A 17,346-nucleotide genomic window follows, 5' to 3' on the forward strand; every position below is an offset into this window, starting at 1 on the left:
GCATGAGTGTCGAGATCACCATTTCCTCGAAGGGGCAGGTCGTCATCCCGAAGGATGTGCGTGATGCGCTGGGGTTGCGGGCGGGCGAAAAACTCCGACTCTCGCATCGGGGCCGCCGGATCACGATGGAGCCTGTCGGCGAACCCGTGCGCGAGCGTATCAGCTACGAAGAGTTCAGGCGGCGCGTCCCCGCTTACGAGGGGCCGCCTGTCGCGGCCGAGGAGATGAGCGCGCGTATCGGCGAACTGTTCGAGGATTGGCCATCGCGCCCGTGATCGCCGTCGATACGAACATTGTTGTCCGCCTGATTACGAACGACGACCCGATCCAGGTGCAGCGTGTGCTGGCGTTGCTCCAGCGGGAGGATTTGTTCGTCAGTCACACCGTTCTGATCAAGGCCGAGTGGGTGTTGCGTTCTGCCTATCGCTATGATCGGTTGCGCATTGCGAACGCGCTTTTCGAACTGAGCGATTTGGCGAACCTCCATTTTCAAGCCGAGGACGATGTCCGCTGGGCGCTGGGTCGCTATAGATTGGCCGGCGAGTTCGCGGATTACGTTCATATTGCCGCTGCGCGCCCGATTGGCCGCTTTGCCTCATTCGAGCGCAAACTTGCCGTCCGCGCTGGCCCGGATTCGCCCGCGGCGATTGAAGTGCTCACCTGAATGGCCAAGCTCTATTTCTACTATGCCTCGATGAACGCGGGCAAATCGACCAACCTGCTGCAAGCCGATTTCAACTATCGTGAGCGCGGCATGCGGACGTTGCTGTTCACCGCCGCGATCGACGACCGGTTCGCGGCGGGGACGATCACCTCGCGGATCGGCTTGACGGCGCCGGCGCTGGCGTTCGACCCCGCGACTGATCTCGCGGCGATGACGCTCGGCCAGGACCAGCCGCCGGCCTGCGTGCTGGTCGACGAGGCGCAGTTCCTCACCGCCGCGCAGGTCGATCAGCTCGCGCGGCTGGCCGACCGGCATGACATTCCGGTGCTCGCATATGGCTTGCGCACTGATTTCCGGGGCGAATTGTTCGAGGGCTCGGCGCGGCTGCTGGCGCTCGCCGACGCGCTCATCGAGATCAAGTCGGTGTGCGAATGCGGGCGCAAGGCGACGATGAACCTGCGCGTCGACGACACCGGGCGCGCCGTCACCCGTGGCACACAGACCGAGATCGGCGGCAACGATCGTTACGTCGCGCTCTGTCGGCGGCATTTCAGCGAGCGTTCAGCCAACGCCGCGTAAGTCTCCCGCGCGATTTCGGAGACCCTTGATGCAAAAGGCAATGTTGCTCGCCGCCGCATTCGTCCTGTCGCCAAGCGCGGCGCTGGCCGACGCTCCGGCCGATGCCCGGCTGGGCGGGTGGACGCGGGCCGAAATCGGCAAGGAAGCCAGCATCCCTTTCATCCGCGATCAGCGCCTCTACGGCTTCGAGAGCGATGGTGATCGTGGCGTATGGCTGCAGGATCAGCGCCGGCGCTGGTATTATGCCAAGCCGCTCGGGCGGTGCGCCGGCCTCGGCCTGGCGACGATGATCGGCGTCGATTCGCGCTTCAACGGCGATTCGTTCGATCGCACCGGCACCTTGCTCGTCGATGGCCAGCGCTGCCCGCTCAGCAGCCTCACCGCGAGCGAGGGGCCGCCACCCAAGCCCGGCAAGCTCAAGCCGGGATTGAACCGCATCAAGCGGGGCTGACATCAAGTGGGCTGACGGGGCGGCATTCCCGCGTTAGGCGCACCGAGATGCACGGCTGGATCATACTCGACAAACCGCTCGGATTGGGTTCGACGCAAGGCGTCTCGGCGGTGAAGCGCGCGCTGCGGCAGGGCGGCTACGGCAAGTGGAAGGTCGGGCACGGCGGTACGCTCGATCCGCTCGCGACCGGCGTGCTGCCGATCGCGGTGGGGGAGGCGACCAAACTCGCCGGGCGGATGCTCGACAGCGACAAGGTCTATGATTTCACGATCCGCTTCGGCGCGCAGACCGATACGCTCGATGCCGAAGGCACGGTGATCGCCACCAGCGATGTGCGGCCGACCCGCGAAGCACTGGTGGCGGTGCTGCCGCGTTTCACCGGCCCGATCGCGCAGGTGCCCCCGGCCTATTCCGCGCTCAAGGTGGATGGCGCGCGCGCTTATGATCTCGCGCGGGCCGGCGAAACGGTGGTGCTGGCGACGCGTGCGGTGACGATTCACAGCCTCACCGTCGCGCCGGCGGAGGCCGGGGCCGCCGCGCTGCTTGGCGATCCGGCTGCCCCACATGCAGCGGCCCCGGCCGTCGCCGGGGCGACGCTGGAAGAAGCCACCCTCACCGCGCATGTCTCCAAGGGCACCTACATCCGCAGCCTCGCGCGGGACATTGCGCTCGCGCTTGGCACAGTTGGCTCTGTTACCATGCTCCGTCGCACCAAGGCCGGCCCGTTCGATCTTGTCCGAGCGATATCGCTGGACAAACTCGACGAACACGCTATGGCGCGCACCCTTGAACAGATACTCCTGCCCTTGAGGGCGGGGCTGGACGACATCCCGGCTCTATCCCTCACCCCCGACCAGGCAGGGGCGCTCCGACAGGGGCGTGTGCTGGCCGGGATCGCCGCTGAAGATGGCCTCCATTTCGCGCTGCTGGGTGATATGCCCGTCGCGCTGGTCGAGGTTTCGGACCGTAATGCCCGGGTCGAACGCGGCTTCAACCTGTAGAAGATGTCGAAGGAAAATACATGACGATCACCGCAGAGAAGCGCCAGGAACTCATCAAGGATCACGGCCGCGCCGAAGGCGACACCGGCAGCCCCGAGGTCCAGATCGCGATCCTCACCGAGCGCATCCGCAACCTGACCGAGCACTTCAAGGGCCACGCCAAGGACAACCATTCGCGTCGCGGTCTGCTCATGATGGTCAACAAGCGCCGCGCGCTGCTCGACTATCTCCGCCACAAGGATGGTCAGCGCTACCTCGATCTCATCGCGAAGCTCGGCCTTCGCAAGTAAACGAAAGGGCGTCCTTCGGGGCGCCCTTTTTCAAAAGGCTCAAGCCCCGCGCGCCGAAATGGTGTACGCGGGTACGGCAGGCCCCGGCGCGTCGCCGGGGTCGGGACGGGAAACCGGCAATCCGGCCGCAGTCTCCCAATCGGGGAGCCACGACAGGCTCCGAACCGCGCGGACCGGTCAAGTCCGCAGACAGGCCCCGGCGCGCATAGGGCGCGGCGGAGTGAAGGAAATCTCATGTTCGATACCAAGACCACCAGCATCCAGTGGGGCGGCAAGACCCTCACGCTGGAAACGGGCCGCGTTGCCCGCCAGGCCGACGGCGCGATCCTCGCGACGCTCGGCGAAACCGTCGTGCTCTGCGCCGTCACGGCGGCGCGCTCGGTGAAGGAAGGGCAGGACTTCTTCCCGCTCACCGTCCATTATCAGGAAAAGTACAGCGCGGCCGGCCGCATCCCCGGTGGCTTCTTCAAGCGTGAACGCGGCGCGACCGAGAAGGAGACTTTGGTCTCGCGTCTCATCGACCGCCCGATCCGCCCGCTGTTCCCCGAAGGTTTCTACAACGAAATCAACGTCATCGCCCAGGTGCTGAGCTATGATGGCGAGAACGAGCCGGACATTCTCGCGATGGTAGCTGCGTCGGCGGCGCTCACCATTTCGGGCGTGCCGTTCATGGGCCCGATCGGCGCGGCGCGCGTCGGCTATGTCGATGGCGAATATATCCTCAACCCGACCAACGAGCAGATCAAGGCCGGCGATCTCGACCTCGTCGTCGCCGCCACCGGCGATGCCGTGATGATGGTCGAATCGGAAGCCAAGGAGCTTTCGGAAGAGGTCATGCTCGGCGCGGTGCAGTTCGCGCACAAGGCGTGCCGTGAGGTCGTCAATGCGATCATCGATCTGGCCGAGCAGGCCGCCAAGGATCCGTGGGAAATGGCCCCGCAGGCTGACCTGACCGCCGCCAAGGACAAGCTCAAGAAGCTGATCGGCAAGGACATCGCCGCCGCCTACAAGGTGACCGACAAGTCCAAGCGTTCGAGCCTGCTCAACGAGGCGCGCGCCAAGGGCAAGGCCGCGTTCGCCGATGCGACCCCGCAGGACCAGATGGCTGCCGGCAAGCTGATGAAGAAGCTGGAAGCGGAAATCGTCCGCGGCGCCATCCTCAAGGACGGCACCCGCATCGACGGCCGCAACACCAAGCAGATCCGCCCAATCGAGGCGATGGTCCACTTCCTGCCGCGCGCGCATGGCTCGGCGCTGTTCACGCGGGGCGAGACGCAGGCGATCTGCACCACCACGCTCGGCACCAAGGATGCGGAGCAGATGATCGACGGGCTGACCGGCCTGTCCTACGAAAACTTCATGCTCCACTACAACTTCCCGCCCTATTCGGTCGGTGAAGTCGGCCGCTTCGGCGCGCCGGGGCGTCGTGAGGTCGGCCATGGCAAGCTCGCCTGGCGCGCGCTGCATCCGGTGCTGCCGTCCAAGGACGAGTTCCCCTACACGATCCGCGTTCTCTCGGACATCACCGAGTCGAACGGCTCGTCGTCGATGGCGACGGTCTGCGGCGGTTCGCTGTCGATGATGGACGCCGGCGTGCCGCTCAAGCGCCCGGTGTCGGGCATCGCGATGGGCCTGATTCTCGAAGGCAAGGACTTCGCGATCCTGTCCGACATCCTCGGCGACGAGGATCACCTCGGCGACATGGACTTCAAGGTCGCGGGCACCGATGCCGGCATCACCACGATGCAGATGGACATCAAGGTCGCCGGCATCACCGACGAGATCATGAAGGCGGCGCTCGATCAGGCCAAGGAAGGCCGCGCGCACATCCTCGGCGAGATGAACAAGGCCTTGTCCTCGACCCGCACCGAGCTTTCGGCGCACGCACCGCGCATCGAGAGCTTCACGATCGACAAGTCGAAGATCCGCGACGTGATCGGCACGGGCGGCAAGGTGATCCGCGAGATCGTCGCCACCACCGGCGCCAAGGTCGATATCGACGACGAGGGCGTCATCAAGGTGTCGTCGTCCGATCCGGCGCAGATCGAAGCCGCGATCAAGTGGATCAAGGGCCTGGTCGAAGAGGCTGAGGTCGGCAAGATCTACGACGGCAAGGTCGTCAACCTCGTCGATTTCGGCGCGTTCGTGAACTTCATGGGCGGCAAGGACGGTCTCGTTCACGTCTCGGAGATCAAGAACGAGCGCGTCGAGAAGGTCTCGGACGTCCTGAAGGAAGGTCAGGAGGTCAAGGTCAAGGTTCTCGAGATCGATCCGCGCGGCAAGGTTCGCCTGTCGATGCGCGTCGTCGATCAGGAAACCGGCGCCGAACTGGAAGATTCGCGCCCGGCGCGCGAACCGCGTGAAGGCGGCGAGCGTGGCTCGCGTGGGCCCCGCCGTGACGGCGACGGCGGCCGTGGCCCGCGCGGCGAAGGCGGACGTGGTGGTGAAGGTCGGGGCGGCGAAGGCCGTGGCGACCGCGGCCCCCGCCGCGAAGGGCGTGGCCCCAAGCGGGAAAGCGGCAACGAGGACGGCCCCGCGCCCGAATTCGCGCCCGCGTTCCTGACCGGCGATCGCGACTGATCTCTCGCCGAGGCGATCAAGAAAAGGCCCGGGGGTGACCCCGGGCCTTTTTCATGCAACGCGCGGGCGGTGGCGCGTCAGCGGACCGGCGCGATCTCCCGGAACGCGGCGCGCACCATCTCGTCGGCGATCGGCTTGGCGAGAATGCGGGTCGGCGGATCGCACGGCGTGCATTGATCGGGCGAGGCGGTGATGAAGAGCACCGGCACCGGCCCCAGTTCCTCGACGATCACCGCCACCGCGCGCGGGCCGGTGCCCTCGCGCAGCATCACATCGGACGTGATGACATCGGGGCGGCGCGCGCGCGCCTCGGAGACCGCCTCATCCTCGGTCTCCGCAAAGGCGAAGCTGGTCGCGCCAGCCGCCGCGAGCATGTCCTGCAGGTCGAACGCCAGCAGCGGCTCGTCCTCGATGATCAGTACATGACACATCATTGCGCCTCCTTTGCCGTTTCATAACGCAGGTAAAGTCGAAACGGACGCACGGCCGCGCGGATTTCCGCGAGTCGGATTGACTTTCCGCACCGCAGCGTACATATCTGGCGCACCGATGCGTTTTGCAGCGTGATCGAGACCGAAAGGTCCGGGCTCCGTGTCGGTATTGTCGCAAGGCTTCCCTTTTCACGCGGGGCGTCATCTTCCCCCGCCACCCTTGCGCCTATCGGCGCCGGGGCCAGGCCTGATATCTGGACCTTATCCATATGACTTTCGCAAACCTCGGCCTCGCCGAACCGCTCGTCCGCGCGCTCGACGCCAAGGGCTATTCCGCGCCGACGCCTATCCAGCAGCAGTCGATCCCGACCTTGCTCGAAGGGCGCGACCTGCTCGGCATCGCGCAGACCGGCACCGGCAAGACAGCCGCTTTCGTGCTGCCCTCGATCCAGAACCTGATCGCCAGCGGCAAGCGCGTGTTGCCGACGCATTGCCGCATGCTCGTGCTCGCGCCCACGCGCGAGCTCGCCAGCCAGATCGCCGACAGCGCGCGTGACTATGGCAAATTCTCCAAGATGAGCGTCGCCACCGTGTTCGGCGGCGTCAGCATCAACAAGAACCGCCAGGACATGAGCCGCGGTGTCGATATCCTCGTCGCCACGCCGGGCCGGTTGCTCGATCTGATCGAGCAGCGCTTCGTCAGCCTCGCGACGCTCGAAATCCTCGTCCTCGACGAAGCCGATCAGATGCTCGATCTCGGCTTCATCCACGCGCTGAAAAAGATCGTGCGGATGCTGCCCAAGCAGCGCCAGACGTTGTTCTTCTCGGCGACGATGCCCGCTGCGATCCGCGACCTCGCCGATCAGTTCCTGACCGACCCCGCCACCGTCAAGGTCGCGCCGGTGTCCTCGACCGCCGAGCGCGTCGATCAGTTCGTCACCCTGGTCAACCAGTCGGAAAAGCAGGCGCTGCTGACGATCCACCTGCGCAACCCGGAGATCGAGCGCTGCCTCGTCTTCACGCGCACCAAGCATGGCGCCGATCGCGTCGTGAAGCTGCTCGCCGCCAATGGCATCGCGTCTAACGCGATCCACGGCAACAAGAGCCAGCCGCAGCGCGAACGCGCGCTCGGCGAATTCAAGTCGGGCAAGGTCAAGGTGTTGGTCGCGACCGATATCGCCGCGCGCGGCATCGACGTCTCGGGCGTCAGCCACGTCTTCAACTTCGAACTGCCCAACGTCCCCGAGCAGTACGTCCACCGCATCGGCCGCACCGCGCGCGCGGGCGCGTCGGGCGTGGCGATCAGCTTCTGCGCGGATGACGAAAAGCCGTACCTGCGCGACATCGAGCGGCTGACCAAGGTCAAGCCGACTCCGCTGCCGCTGCCGGCCGATTTCACCGCCGAGCAGGCGCGCATCAAGGCGGCGCGCCCGGCCGGATCGGACACGCCCGAGCGGCGCATCGACGATTCGGGCCGTCACCGGCAGGGTCCGCGCGCGACGCATTCGGCGCGCCCGACCGGCGAACGTCCGGCCGGCGGCGCGGGGCGTCCCGGCGGTCAGGGCCGCCCCGGCGGCCAGGGTCGTCCGGCCGGCGGCGGCGGTCGCCCCGGTGGTCCGCGGCGCCAATCGTCGGGTGGCGGTCGCCGGTCGCCCGCCGCGGGCTGATCGCGGCGCCGCGTGGCGGGTTGCGCGCGTGCGATGATACGGTAGGACGGCGGCATGGCGCATCCAGAGTCCGTGTTTGATCCCGTCGCGTTCATGGCGCTGATGCAGGCCGGCCACGGCGGTCTACTCGGCGTTGAGCATCGCGCGCATGGCGCCGACTGGGCGGAACTGGCGCTGCCGTACCGCGAGGCGCTGATCGGCGATCCCGAGCGCGGCGTGCTCGCCTCGGGGCCGATCCTGGCCTTGATGGACACCGCGACCTCGCTCGCGGTGCATCTCAAGCATGGCGTCGAGCGCCCGCACGCGACGCTCGACCTGCGCATCGATTATGTCCGCCCCGCCACGCCGGGAAAGACGGTGATCGGGCGCGGCGAATGTTACCGGATCACGCGCGCGATCGCCTTCGTGCGCGGCATCGCGCACGAAGGTGACACCGCCGATCCGATCGCCAATGTCGCCGGCACCTTCATGTTCACGGATCTGTGATGGACGATCTGCCCTATGCGCACGCGCTCGGCGCCACGCCCGTGGCAGGCGATCCGACGCTGTTGACCTTGCCCTTCGCGAACGCGGTGGTCGGGCGGCCCGGCTTCCTGCATGGCGGCGCAATCGGCGGGTTCCTCGAGGTCGCCTCGATCGTCGCTTTGCGCCACGCGCTCGGCATCGAAAGCGATGCGCGGATCAAGCCGATCAACCTGACGGTCGATTTCATGCGCGGCGGGCGCGACAAGCCGACCTTCGCGCGCGGCGTCGTCACGCGACTGGGCACGCGCGTCGCCAATGTCGATGCGACCGCGTGGCAGGATGATCCCGCGCGGCCGATCGCGGCGGCGCGGATGAACTATCTGATCGTGCGCGCATGAACCCGATTGAGGCCCTGTTGGGGACCGCGCAGGCGGCGCGGCAGGCGGGCGATCTTGCCGCCGCGATCGACCATCAGACGGTCGCGATCGAGATGCTGCGCGGCGGCAGCAACCCGCTCGCTTTGGCGCAGGCCCTGCGCCACCGCGCCGACATGCTGATCGCGAGCGACCGCGCCGGCGATGCCGAGCAGGATTGCGCGCAAGCCTTGTGGTTCTATGCGCAGGTGCCCGACGCGCCGCCGCTCGACATCGCCAACGCGGTGCGCTGCGCGGCGACCCAAGCCGAGGCGGTCGGCGACGTGGCGGGCGCGATCCTGCTGTGGCGCGAGGCGCGGACCCGCTATGCCGCGCTGACGGACTTGTTCGAAGCGATGACCGGCAGCGCCGCCAACCCCGGCGTTGCGGAAGCAACCGCGCGGATCGAGGCGCTGGGCGGGGAGTAGCGCGACTCACGTGCTCCGTTCGTGCTGAGCGAAGTCGAAGCACGTGCCCCAAGCGCTTCGCCTGCGGCACGCCCTTCGACTTCGCTCAGGGCGAACGGTCGATGTGAGATTACCGCTCGCAATTCTCGCCATGCGCGCGGCGGCAGTCCGCCGCCGCCTTGCGCCGCTCACGCCCCTCGCGCGCCTCTTGCTTGCGCATCTTGCGGCCGTAATTGCGGTCGGCCTCGGACTGGCTGGTCGTCGTCCAGTCAACGGCTTTCGAGGTGACGCGCACCGGAGCGGTCACGACATGCGCGACGGTGCGGACACAGCCTCCCGCGAGCAGGGGAAGGGCGGCCAGGATTAACACGGTACGCATGAAACACTCTCATTTTTGGGCGGCCGCCCGCGCCGCCGCCCCGATATCGGGGAAGTCGGTGAAGAAGCCGTCGATGCCAAGCCGCAGATATAGCTGAATTTCGTCAGAAAGACGGCCATGTGCTGCAGGCGCCGCCCCCGCCCTGAAGCTCGGGATCAGAAAGACGTTCTCCGCCCGGAAGGTCCAGGGGTGCAGCCGCAGGCCGGCGGCATGCGCATCCCGCACCAGCACCGATGGCGGCGCGTCGCCGTTCTGGATCATGTCCAGCCCCGGACCGATCCCGTAAGCATAGCGCGCGATCTGCTTGAGGCCCGCGGGCGTGGCCATAGCGGCATAGCTCGGCGCGGCCTTGTCGGCGGGGCCGCCCTCGGCTCCCATCAACTGGATCAACCGGATTCCGGTCAGCGAATGAATGTGCTTGAGGTTGTTGACCTCGAACGACTGGATGAACACCGGGTCGGTCGGCTTGCTCCAGCCCGCCTTTTTCAATTGCGCGACCAACGCTTCGTCCATCGGCAGCCCGATCGACGCGAAATAGCTCGGGTGCTTGGTCTCGGGATAGATGCCGATCGTGCGGTGCGTCTCCTTCGTCCGGCGCTTGGCGAGCGCGATCACCTCGTCGAGCGTCGGAATGGTGAACTGGCCATCATATTTGGCGCTGGCGGGGCGCAGGGACGGCAGCCGTTCCTTGGCGCGCAGCGTCTTCAACTCGGCAAGCGTGAAATCCTCGGTGAACCAGCCGGTGTGGGTCTCGCCGTCGATCACTTTGGTGGTTTTCCGCGCGGCGAACTCGGGGTGGCTGGCGACATCGGTGGTGCCGGTGATATCGTTCTCGTGGCGTGCCACGAACACCTTGTCCTTGGTCAGCACCAGATCGGGCTCGATGAAATCGACGCCCTGGTCGATCGCGAGGTCATAGGAAGCAAGCGTATGCTCGGGGCGATAGCCGCTCGCGCCGCGATGGCCGATCAGCACGATCGGCGCCTTGGGGTCGAGCCGGGGCACGGATATATCCTGTCCGACCGCCGCCGCCGGCGCGAGCAGCAGCGCGGCCGCGACGAGCCGATCGATCGAGGCTCGCGAAAGACCTCGCTTTGCCGTATCGAGCGCGGAAACCATCATCATCACAGGCGTTGTCCCAAGTTCCAAGCGTCACACGCCCGCGCTGATGCAACAGGATCATGACACCTTGACGATAACCGCCTCCGCAACGACCGGTCCGGTGCGCCCGCATGGCCGATAACGATTCTGTCCTCGCCGCCGCCGCGCAGTGGCGCGGCGCGCCGATGGCGCTCGCCACCGTGGTCTCGACCTGGGGATCGGCGCCGCGCCCGCGCGGCAGCCATATGCTCGTCCATGCCGATGGCCGTTTCGAAGGCTCGGTCTCGGGCGGCTGCGTCGAGAGCGATATCCTCGCGACCGCCGCCGCGGTGATCGCGGGCGCGCCGTTCCAGCTCAAGGACTATGGCGTCGCCGATGCTGCCGCCTGGGAAGTCGGTTTGCCCTGCGGTGGGCAGATCGCGGTGCTGGTCCAGCCGGTCGGGGCGGAGGGGTTCGATCCCGAACTGTTCGACCGTATCGCCGAGGCGCGCGACGCGGGCCGGGCGCTCACCGTCACGACCGATCTCGATACCGGCCAGTCGAGTCTGCGCCCGGCGGAGGGCGCCGCTTTCGTCAACCGTTACGATCCGCCGCGCCGGCTGCTGATCGTCGGTGCGGTCCAGATCGCGCAGGCTTTGTGCGGGCTCGCGCGCGAACTGGGCATCGCCACCACGCTGATCGACCCGCGTGCGCGCTTCCTGACGCCCGAGCGCTTCCCCGGCGTCACGCTCGACGATCGCTGGCCCGACGAGGCGATCGCAGCGCTCGCGCCCGGCCCCGGCACGGCGGTGGTCACGCTCAGCCACGATACCAAGATTGACGATCCCGCGCTGATCGCCGCGCTCGCGGCGCCCACGCGCTATGTCGGCGCGCTCGGCTCCCGGCGCAGCCATGCCGCCCGGCGCGAGCGGCTCGCGGCGGCTGGTGTATCGGCAGACGACATCGGCCGGATCGACGCGCCGGTCGGGATCGACATCGGCGCGATCGGTCCCGCCGAGATCGCCTTGTCGATCGCGGCGGCGATGGTGAAGGCGTTCCATGATCGCGCCTGACCGGCTTGCGCCGGCCCGCGCCGCGCTGGTGCTGCTCGCCGCCGGCAAATCCGAACGGTTCGGGCTGTCGGACAAGCTGGGCGCGGCCTTCCTCGGCAAGCCGCTCGGCTATCACGTCGTCACCGCGCTGGCGGCGGTGCCGTTCCAGGCGCGGATCGCGGTGTGCGACGGCGGTGCCCTCGATTACGCCGCGCGCGGCTATCAGGTCGTCGTCACCGATCGCGCCGAGGCGGGCGTGTCCTATTCGGTGCGCCTCGGCGTCAAGGCGGCCCGCGCGGCGGGGTGCGATGCGGTGCTGCTCGCGCTCGCCGACATGCCGCGCGTCACCGCCGCGCACATCTACCGGCTGTTCGACGCCAGCACGGGCGCGGAGACGGTGGTCGCCTCCAGCGACGGAACCCAGCCGCGCCCGCCGGCCTTGTTCGGCCGGGTGCATTTCGACGCGCTCGAAACGCTGCAGGGCGACACCGGCGCGCGCCATCTGATCCTCGCGGGCAAACACGTCGTCACCGATGCCGACGAACTGGTCGACATCGATACCGAGGAGGAACTCGCCTATCTTCAGGCCAAGTTCGGCCCAGGCCGCGCACCCGCTTTCGCAAAGGACGCATGATGACCCGTATCGCGATGATCGACCGCACCGGCGGACCCGAAGTGATCGGCTGGCGCGAGATGACGCTGCCCGAACCGGCGGCGGGCGAGGTGCGGATGCGCAACACGGCGGTTGGCCTCAACTTCATCGACACCTATCACCGAAGCGGGCTATATCCGGTCGATCTGCCCGCCGGCCTCGGTAGCGAAGCGGCGGGGGTGGTCGAGGCGGTCGGCGCGGGCGTGACCGATTTCGCGCCGGGCGACCGCGTCGCCACGTTCGGCCCGACGCGCGGCGCCTATGCCACCGAACGCAACGTGCCCGCGCGCGAACTCTTCAAGCTGCCCGACGCGGTCGATGATCGCACCGCCGCCGCGCTGATGCTCAAAGGCTGCACCACCGAATTCCTGGTCGAACGCTGCGCGAAGGTGCGCGCCGGGCAGACGGTGCTCGTCCATGCCGGCGCGGGTGGTGTCGGCCAGTTACTGTGCGGCTGGCTGAACGCGATCGGCGCGACCGTGATCGCGACCGTCGGCGCGGAGGACAAGGTCGCCACCGCCAAGGCGGCGGGCGCGGCGCACGTCATCCTCTACAAGCAGATCGATACCGCCAAGGCGGTGCGCGAGATCATCGCCGAGGGCGTCGCGGTGACCTTCGACGGGGTCGGCAAGGCGACCTGGAACGCGTCGCTCGCCGCGACCGCGCGGCGGGGGCTGGTGGTCAGCTTCGGCAATGCGAGCGGGGCGGTCGAGGGCGTCAACCTCGGCGTGCTCGCGCGCAGCGGATCGCTGTTCGTCAGCCGGCCCACGCTGTTCGACTATTACGTCACGCCGGAGGAGCGCGCCGCCGGCATCGCGCGCATGTTCGAGATGCTGGCGCGCGGCGCGATCGCCGCCAATATCGGCCAGACCTTCGCGCTAGAGGATGTCGCGGACGCGCATCGCGCGCTCGAAGCGGGGACGACCAAGGGCGCGACGATATTGCTGCCCTGAACAGGGCGGCGCGCGCAGCCATGAAAAAGGGGCCTGGCATGGCGCCAGGCCCCGAGGTTTTGTCCAGGGAGCACCCGGAACGACTCGACCCCCGTCGTAACGGGTATAGATAGTATCGTCGTATCGCGCGCGGCCGGGAAAGCCCGAGCCGCCCGCGATGCCGATTACATCGCGTTCGCGGTCGTCGCGTTCGCGTCCACAACGTTCGCGTCGTCGACGGTGGTCAGGTTCGACTCTTCGACGACCGTGTCATTGCTGACGATCGTGTCGTTGGAGGTCTCGGTCTTGGGCGTGCAAGCGGCGGCGCCCAGAGCAGCAGCGGCGATCAGCGACATCGTGACGAACTTCTTCATGGACGTTTCTCCCATAGTTGGTCAGGCCTTTGCCTGGGCAACCCTAGTGTTACCCCTCCCCGGCCCTGAATGTCCGAGCGCCTTATGAAAGAAAGCCGATGCGATTGGTAGGGAAATCGCACGCCCGTCGCACCGATTCCGTAATGATCTGGCGTCATTTCGTCGCAAAAATGGCCGTTTTAGGTCCATTTGGCTGACGCAAACAGCGTTTCGACGCATTTGTCGTGGGTGCCTCAGGCATGAACGCGGGCGCCGCGGCCTTGCGCCCGAACGCTCGTCCCGGCCGGCCTCGTCCGTCGTCGACCGTAGAAATAGCCGGTTTCAGCTTCGGTACAGCGCGTCGAGCCGCTCGCCATAAACGTCGCGCAGGACGTGACGCCGGACCTTGAGCGAGGGCGTGAGCTGTCCGTTCTCGATGCTGAACGGCTCCTCCGCCAGCACGTATCGGCGCACGCGCTCGATCACCGAGAGGTCGCGATTCACCCGCTCGACCGCCTGGCCGATGATCGTGCGATATTCGCTATTCTCCGCCAGCCGCGCGAAATTGCACGGGTCGCCGTTGGCCGCGCACCATTGCTGGGTCCAGTCGGGATCGGGCACGAGCAGCGCGACCATATAAGGTTTGCGATCGCCATAGACCATTGCCTGCGCGATTTCGGGCTGGAGCGTCAGCATCCCCTCGACCCGCTGCGGCGCGACATTGTCGCCCTTGTCGTTGACGATGATGTCCTTCTTGCGGTCGGTGATCTTGATGCGGCCTCGCGCGTCGATCAGTCCGATATCGCCGGTGTGGAGCCAGCCGTCCTGGAGGACGCGCGCGCTTTCCTCCGGGTTGCGCCAATAGCCGTGCATGACGAGTTCGCCGCGCACCAGGATTTCGCCGTCCGCCGCGATGCGCACCTCGGTATCGGCGAGCGGGGGGCCGACGGTGTCCATCTGGAGACCGACAGAGGGACGGTTGCACGACACCACCGGCGCCGATTCGGTCTGGCCGTAGCCTTGCAGGAAGGTGAGCCCGAGCGAGTCGAAGAACACGCCGACCTCGGGGGTGAGCGGCGCCCCGCCGGAGACCATCGCCTTGATCCGCCCGCCGAACCGCTTGGCGATCTTGGGCCGCAGCGTCGCGCCGATCAGCAGGTCGAGAGCCTTGTCGAACGCGCGCGGTTCGCCGCGATAGCGCCGCATGCCGATCTCGACCGCGCGGTCGAGCAGCCACGGCGCGATGCCGCCCTGTTTCTCGACTTCCTTGGTGATGCGCGCGCGCAGCACTTCGAACAACCGCGGCACCACCACCATGATCGTCGGGCGCACCTCGGAGATATTGGCGGCGAGCTTCTCGATGCCTTCGGCGTAATAGATCTGTCCACCCAGCCCGATCGGCAGATACTGGCCGGCGGTATGCTCATAGGCGTGGCTGAGCGGCAGGAACGATAGAAACACCTCGTCGTCCCAGCCAAAATCCTCGGCGATGATCGCCGATGTGCCGGCGACATTGTGCAGGATCGCGCCGTGGTGCTGCATCACCCCGCGCGGCGCGCCACCGGTGCCGCTGGTGTAGATGATGCACGCGGTATCCTCGCGCCTCGCGGTCGCGGCGATCGTCTCGGGGCCGCAGCGATGCGCCGCGATCAGATCCGCCCAGCGATGGAGGTCGAGCGCGCCCGACTGGCCGAGGCGGATATCCTCCATCCCGATCACGGTGCGGATCGTGCTCGATCGAATCGCGGCGGGCAGCAGCGTGCGCGCGAGCTTCGCGCTCGACACGATCACCGCGCTCGCGCCCGAATTCTCGATGATATGGCCATGATCGCGCTCGGTATTGGTGGTGTAGGCAGGTACGGTGATGCAGCCCGCCGCCATGATCGCGAGATCGCTGATGCACCATTCGGGCCGGTTCTCGGAAACGAGCATCACCCGGTCACCCGGCTTCAGCCCGATCGCCTTCAGCCCCGCCGCGAGGCTCGCGACGCGATCCGCGACGAGCCGCCACGAGATCGGCGTCCAGTCGCCGCCCTCCTTATGCCAGAGGAACGGCGCGTCGCCCTTGTCGGCCGCGCGTGCGAGGAACATCGCGACCAGATTGGGAAAATGTTCGAGCCTGCGCATCCCTGCTCCTGCCGGCTCCTTGATCGGGCCGTCTTATCCTACCCATACCGCCGTCGAGGGTTCCGCCCTACAGGATTATTCGTGCGCGCCGTTGAGCTCGTTGGCGCGCCGCGCGATTCTGGTCACGCTGCCGTCCGTCGCGACCGCGACGCCCTCGCTGCGCGGATCGGCCGCGCCGACCCAGGCGGAACCGATGCGCTCGACCGCATTGGCCTTCAGGCCCAGCGGCCCGACCTTGGCATCCTCGCCGAGCGCCTGGAGCGCCGGCACCATCGTCTCGAGCTCGGTGCCCGCCTCGATCACCGCGCTTTTGCCCGGCGCGTAGACCAGCCCCATCGCGATCGCATCCTGCGCGGACAGCTTCCAGTCGATCACGCCGATGATCGCCTTGGCCACCTGCGCGATGATCGTCGAGCCGCCCGCCGCGCCGATCGCGAGGCGGACCTTGCCATCCGGTCCATAGACGATCGTCGGCGACATCGAGCTGCGCGGCCGCTTGCCGCCCTCGACGCGGTTGGCGACGAGATAGCCGTCCTTCTCGGGCACGATGTCGAAGTCGGTCAACTCGTTGTTGAGCCATACGCCGTCGACCGAAATGCCCGAGCCGAAATAGCCGTCGATCGTCGTCGTCACCTCGATGACGTTGCCGGCGGCGTCAGCGGCGGCGAGATCGCTGGTGCCCGGCACTTCGCTCAGCGGCGCGCGCAGGCGTTTGGGGGCGCCGGCGGGCACGCCGGGCGCGATCGTCGCAAGACTATGTTCGGGCGAGATCAGCGCCGAGCGCGCGGCGATGTATTTGGGATCGAGCAACCCGGCGACCGGCACCTGCACATAGTCGGGATCGCCGATGTACATGTCGCGATCGGCATAGGCGAGCCGCGAGCTTTCGGCGAACAGATGCCACGCCACCGGCGACGCGCGGCCGAGCTTCGCCATGTCGAAGCGTTCAAGCTGCTTGAGGATCATCAGCACCGAGATGCCGCCGGAGGAGGGCGGACCCATCCCGCAGATCTTGTAGCGCCGGTACGTGCCGCAGATCGACGCGCGATCCTTGACGTCATAGCTGGCGAGATCGCCCAGCGTCATCTTCGATCGGTTGCGCTCGGCGCCGTTGACCGCGGCGACGATCTTCTGCGCGGTCGGGCCGGTGTAGAAGCTCTCGGCACCGTGCTGCGCGATACCTTCGAACAGCGCCGCCTGTTCGGGGTTCTTGAACACCGATCCGACCGCCACTGCATGTCCCTCGGGCGTGAACATATGCGCGCGGCCCCACGCCTCGACATGCCGGCCGTAGAGTTCGAGGCCGTTGTGCATGCGCGGGGACACGGTGAACCCGTCGCGCGCGTAGCGGATCGCGGGCGCGAACAAGCTTGCCCACGGCAGCTTGCCGTAGCGCCGATGCGCCAGCGCCATCATCCGCAGGTTCCCCGGCACGCCGACGCTGCGTCCGCCGGGGTAGGCGTCGCGAAAGCTCAGCGGCTTGCCGTCGTCGCCGTAGAACCATTTGGGATCGGCCGCATGCGGCGCCGCCTCGCGCCCGTCGAGCGTGATCGTCTTGCCGCTCTTGGCGTCGTGATAGACCATGAAGCTGCCGCCGCCGATCCCGGAATTCTGCGGTTCGACGACGTTGAGCACGAGCATCGTCGCGATCGCCGCATCGGTGGCGGTGCCGCCTTGCTTTAGGATCTCCGCTCCGGCCGCTGCCGCGCGCGGATCGGCAGCGGAGACGATCCCCGGCGCGGGCGCCGCCGGCGCTTTGGCAGCGAGCGGTACGGGGAGGAGGGCGAAGGCGAGTGCGACCAGGATTTTTTGCATCGCGGCGA

20 protein-coding genes are annotated in these 17,346 nt (G+C 67.3%); 14 read left to right on the forward strand and 6 right to left on the reverse strand.

Annotated features, from left to right (window positions below; all coding sequences use genetic code 11):
* Positions 1–2 precede the first annotated feature (2 nt).
* The 7 genes from BLS81_RS10325 to pnp all read left to right on the forward strand — a co-directional run bounded on the left by BLS81_RS10325 (position 3) and on the right by pnp (position 5,565).
* On the forward strand, positions 3–275 hold the full coding sequence (locus BLS81_RS10325) for an AbrB/MazE/SpoVT family DNA-binding domain-containing protein (RefSeq protein WP_176787117.1): 273 nt from the start codon (positions 3–5) through the stop codon (positions 273–275).
* Positions 257–664, forward strand: coding sequence for a type II toxin-antitoxin system VapC family toxin (locus BLS81_RS10330; RefSeq protein ID WP_093223561.1), 408 nt, complete (start codon positions 257–259; stop codon positions 662–664). Before BLS81_RS10325 ends, BLS81_RS10330 begins: the two co-directional genes overlap by 19 nt.
* Complete coding sequence (locus tag BLS81_RS10335) at positions 665–1,243, forward strand: thymidine kinase (protein ID WP_093223562.1); 579 nt, start codon at positions 665–667, stop codon at positions 1,241–1,243. It abuts the gene before it with no gap.
* A gap of 28 nt (positions 1,244–1,271) precedes the next feature.
* Entirely contained in the window at positions 1,272–1,694 is a 423-nt protein-coding gene (locus BLS81_RS10340; protein WP_143023345.1) for a DUF6491 family protein, read from the forward strand.
* Positions 1,695–1,741: 47 nt separating this feature from the next.
* The gene (gene truB / locus BLS81_RS10345) at positions 1,742–2,695 is read left to right on the forward strand and encodes a tRNA pseudouridine(55) synthase TruB (protein ID WP_093223565.1); all 954 of its coding nucleotides are present in this window, start codon (positions 1,742–1,744) and stop codon (positions 2,693–2,695) included.
* 20 nt (positions 2,696–2,715) lie between these two features.
* The gene (gene rpsO / locus BLS81_RS10350; RefSeq protein ID WP_093223567.1) at positions 2,716–2,985 is read left to right on the forward strand and encodes a 30S ribosomal protein S15; all 270 of its coding nucleotides are present in this window, start codon (positions 2,716–2,718) and stop codon (positions 2,983–2,985) included.
* Between the two features lie 234 nt (positions 2,986–3,219).
* Positions 3,220–5,565: a polyribonucleotide nucleotidyltransferase gene (gene pnp / locus BLS81_RS10355; protein WP_093223568.1), complete on the forward strand. Its 2,346-nt coding sequence runs from the start codon at positions 3,220–3,222 to the stop codon at positions 5,563–5,565.
* A gap of 77 nt (positions 5,566–5,642) precedes the next feature.
* Here pnp and BLS81_RS10360 read toward each other — a convergent pair whose 3' ends face one another.
* Positions 5,643–5,999: a response regulator gene (locus BLS81_RS10360; protein ID WP_256326175.1), complete on the reverse strand. Its 357-nt coding sequence runs from the start codon at positions 5,997–5,999 to the stop codon at positions 5,643–5,645.
* 266 nt (positions 6,000–6,265) lie between these two features.
* On the opposite strand from BLS81_RS10360, the gene BLS81_RS10365 reads away from it, so the two are divergent.
* Genes BLS81_RS10365 through BLS81_RS10380 form a run of 4 tightly spaced genes read left to right on the forward strand, consistent with a single transcriptional unit; the run spans position 6,266 to position 8,969 of the window.
* Positions 6,266–7,663, forward strand: a complete 1,398-nt coding sequence (locus BLS81_RS10365) for a DEAD/DEAH box helicase (RefSeq protein WP_093223570.1) — start codon at positions 6,266–6,268, stop codon at positions 7,661–7,663.
* A 54-nt stretch (positions 7,664–7,717) separates the two neighbouring features.
* Positions 7,718–8,149 carry a PaaI family thioesterase gene (locus BLS81_RS10370; RefSeq protein ID WP_093223571.1) on the forward strand — a complete coding sequence of 144 codons (432 nt, stop codon included), beginning with the start codon at positions 7,718–7,720 and terminating at the stop codon, positions 8,147–8,149.
* A complete protein-coding gene (locus tag BLS81_RS10375; protein WP_093223573.1) occupies positions 8,149–8,526 on the forward strand; it encodes a PaaI family thioesterase in 378 nt (125 codons plus the stop codon). Before BLS81_RS10370 ends, BLS81_RS10375 begins: the two co-directional genes overlap by 1 nt.
* Positions 8,523–8,969, forward strand: coding sequence for a hypothetical protein (locus tag BLS81_RS10380; RefSeq protein ID WP_093223574.1), 447 nt, complete (start codon positions 8,523–8,525; stop codon positions 8,967–8,969). Before BLS81_RS10375 ends, BLS81_RS10380 begins: the two co-directional genes overlap by 4 nt.
* Before the next feature lie 109 nt (positions 8,970–9,078).
* Here the strand turns inward: BLS81_RS10380 and BLS81_RS10385 are convergent, their stop codons facing one another.
* Both BLS81_RS10385 and BLS81_RS10390 read right to left on the reverse strand, forming a co-directional pair.
* Positions 9,079–9,327 carry a hypothetical protein gene (locus BLS81_RS10385; protein WP_093223576.1) on the reverse strand — a complete coding sequence of 83 codons (249 nt, stop codon included), beginning with the start codon at positions 9,325–9,327 and terminating at the stop codon, positions 9,079–9,081.
* Between the two features lie 9 nt (positions 9,328–9,336).
* Positions 9,337–10,449, reverse strand: a complete 1,113-nt coding sequence (locus BLS81_RS10390; RefSeq protein WP_371128275.1) for a glycerophosphodiester phosphodiesterase — start codon at positions 10,447–10,449, stop codon at positions 9,337–9,339.
* Between the two features lie 110 nt (positions 10,450–10,559).
* Between BLS81_RS10390 and BLS81_RS10395 the strand changes: the two genes are divergently transcribed.
* The 3 genes from BLS81_RS10395 to BLS81_RS10405 are packed head-to-tail and all read left to right on the forward strand — an operon-like array spanning position 10,560 to position 13,064.
* Complete coding sequence (locus BLS81_RS10395) at positions 10,560–11,480, forward strand: XdhC family protein (protein ID WP_093223578.1); 921 nt, start codon at positions 10,560–10,562, stop codon at positions 11,478–11,480.
* Positions 11,467–12,093 (forward strand): nucleotidyltransferase family protein, encoded by a 627-nt coding sequence (locus tag BLS81_RS10400; RefSeq protein WP_093223579.1) that lies wholly within the window; start codon positions 11,467–11,469, stop codon positions 12,091–12,093. Before BLS81_RS10395 ends, BLS81_RS10400 begins: the two co-directional genes overlap by 14 nt.
* The gene (locus BLS81_RS10405) at positions 12,093–13,064 is read left to right on the forward strand and encodes a quinone oxidoreductase family protein (protein ID WP_176787118.1); all 972 of its coding nucleotides are present in this window, start codon (positions 12,093–12,095) and stop codon (positions 13,062–13,064) included. The genes BLS81_RS10400 and BLS81_RS10405 overlap by 1 nt, the downstream gene beginning before the upstream one ends.
* 164 nt (positions 13,065–13,228) lie before the next feature.
* Here the strand turns inward: BLS81_RS10405 and BLS81_RS10410 are convergent, their stop codons facing one another.
* The 3 genes from BLS81_RS10410 to ggt all read right to left on the reverse strand — a co-directional run bounded on the left by BLS81_RS10410 (position 13,229) and on the right by ggt (position 17,338).
* Positions 13,229–13,417, reverse strand: a complete 189-nt coding sequence (locus tag BLS81_RS10410; RefSeq protein ID WP_093223582.1) for a hypothetical protein — start codon at positions 13,415–13,417, stop codon at positions 13,229–13,231.
* Positions 13,418–13,738: 321 nt separating this feature from the next.
* On the reverse strand, positions 13,739–15,523 hold the full coding sequence (locus BLS81_RS10415) for an AMP-dependent synthetase/ligase (protein ID WP_093223584.1): 1,785 nt from the start codon (positions 15,521–15,523) through the stop codon (positions 13,739–13,741).
* A gap of 75 nt (positions 15,524–15,598) precedes the next feature.
* A complete protein-coding gene (gene ggt / locus BLS81_RS10420; RefSeq protein WP_093223585.1) occupies positions 15,599–17,338 on the reverse strand; it encodes a gamma-glutamyltransferase in 1,740 nt (579 codons plus the stop codon).
* Positions 17,339–17,346: the final 8 nt, after the last annotated feature.

It is taken from the genome of Sphingomonas sp. NFR15 (assembly GCF_900103265.1).
Lineage (GTDB): Bacteria > Pseudomonadota > Alphaproteobacteria > Sphingomonadales > Sphingomonadaceae > Sphingomonas > Sphingomonas pollutisoli.